The organism is Klebsiella sp. MS 92-3 (assembly GCF_000195655.1).
GTDB lineage: Bacteria > Pseudomonadota > Gammaproteobacteria > Enterobacterales > Enterobacteriaceae > Klebsiella > Klebsiella pneumoniae.
This window is the reverse complement of record NZ_GL882770.1, coordinates 188,282-189,529: the sequence shown is the minus strand read 5'-3', so window position 1 is coordinate 189,529 and position 1,248 is coordinate 188,282. Positions and strand designations below refer to the sequence as shown.

The 1,248-nt window shown below is 55.4% G+C and carries 1 protein-coding gene; it reads right to left on the bottom strand.

Annotation, left to right across the window (positions count from 1 at the left end):
* Positions 1–136 precede the first annotated feature (136 nt).
* Entirely contained in the window at positions 137–1,021 is an 885-nt protein-coding gene (gene htpX / locus HMPREF9538_RS19660; RefSeq protein WP_002911381.1) for a protease HtpX, read from the bottom strand.
* Between the last annotated feature and the right edge of the window lie 227 nt (positions 1,022–1,248).

Sequence of the window (1,248 nt, the reverse complement as noted above, 5' to 3'; positions counted from 1 at the left end):
TGGCCGGCACCCTGGCTATCGTCGCCGCGCCAATTAGCGGTCTGCGGGTCACTCAGCCGCGCGCAGCCTGACGGAGGGTAAAAAAAATCCGCAGCTTGCGGGCTGCGGATTTTCGTTTTCAGCGTCAGAAGATAGATTATTTCAGATATTCACCGCTACGCAGGGCTTCAATACGCTTATCCAGCGGCGGGTGAGTCATAAACAGTTCGCTCATGGATTTCGCTTTACCGTTAATGCAGAACGCCATCATGCTGCTGGCTTCCTGCGGCTCATAGCTGGTTTTCAGACGCTGCAGGGCTGCAATCATCTTCTCGCGGCCTACCAGACGCGCCGAGCCGGCGTCAGCATGGAACTCACGGTAACGCGAGAACCACATGGTGATTATGCTGGCCAGAATACCGAACACCAGCTCAAGCACCGTGGCGACCGCGAAGTAGATCAGCGGGTTGCCATTGCTGCTCTCCCCTTCATCTTCCCGGTTGCCGCCGAGGAAACCGGCCGCAATCTGCGCGATAACGCGGGAGATAAAGATAACGAAGGTGTTCACCACCCCCTGGATCAGGGTCATGGTAACCATATCGCCATTGGCGATGTGGCTGATTTCATGGGCAATGACCGCTTCCGCTTCATCACGGCTCATGTTTTGCAACAGCCCGGTGCTGACGGCGACCAGCGAGGCGTCACGACGCGCGCCGGTGGCGAAGGCGTTAATGTCAGGCGCGTGATAGATAGCTACCTGCGGCATGGCAATACCTACCTGCTGCGCCTGCTGCGCAACGGTATTCATCAGCCAGCGTTCCGTTTCGTTGCGCGGCTGCTCGATCACTTCCCCACCCACTGACTTCAGCGCCATCCACTTCGACATCATCAGCGAAACGATAGAACCACCGAAGCCGAACAGCAGGGCCATAATCAGAAGACCGGTCATGCTGCTGGATTGGATCCCCGTGAGGCTTAACACCAGCCCGAACACGACCATCACTGCCAGGTTCGTCAGCAGGAAAAGCGCGATTCGCATCATAATTTTCTTTTTACCTCAATTTAACAAAACGCACTATGCGATTACCCACATCGTATGGGTCAGGCTGCAATTTTCAACCATCAGCCCCCGCTAAGTCACGATAAAAACACAACTTTACATTTTGTAGCATCTTGCTGACAGCGGCAGCGCAGGTTGACATTTTGTTAGATGAGCTGAATGGCGATGACAACGCGCACAAAAAAAAACCCCCCCCCCCCCCCCCCCCC

What these genes read in the sequence shown, in the direction of transcription:
- htpX (WP_002911381.1), bottom strand. Translation starts at nt 1,021, where the DNA reads ATGATGCGAATCGCGCTTTTCCTGCTGACGAACCTGGCAGTGATGGTC.